The organism is Exiguobacterium sp. s160 (genome assembly GCF_018617575.1).
Taxonomy (GTDB): Bacteria; Bacillota; Bacilli; order Exiguobacteriales; family Exiguobacteriaceae; genus Exiguobacterium; species Exiguobacterium aestuarii_A.
Genome location: NZ_JACSKK010000031.1, coordinates 1 through 347 on the forward strand (window position 1 = coordinate 1; position 347 = coordinate 347).

Here is a 347-nt window from a genome sequence, read left to right on the forward strand (position 1 = left end):
TGATATAGCTCTTAAATTGACGAAGCTTGCGCTTCATTCAAAAATTGTAAAACTTATTTTTGCCTCATCGTTCAGTTTTCAAAGACCAAAAAATAAATGGTCGGGAAGACAGGATTCGAACCTGCGACCCCTTGGTCCCAAACCAAGTGCTCTACCAAGCTGAGCTACTTCCCGTAATAATGGTGCACCCTGAGAGATTCGAACTCCCGGCCTTTAGATTCGTAGTCTAACGCTCTATCCAGCTGAGCTAAGGGTGCAATATGGTGCGGTCGAGAGGACTTGAACCTCCACGGTGTTAACCACCACTAGGCCCTCAACCTAGCGCGTCTACCGATTCCGCCACGACC

Annotated in this window: 2 tRNA genes; both read right to left on the minus strand. The window is 47.8% G+C overall.

The window, feature by feature from the left end:
- Positions 1–97: 97 nt before the first annotated feature.
- Positions 98–174, minus strand: a tRNA-Pro gene (locus KNO86_RS14620).
- 6 nt (positions 175–180) lie between these two features.
- Positions 181–257 (minus strand) — tRNA-Arg (locus KNO86_RS14625).
- Positions 258–347 lie beyond the last annotated feature (90 nt).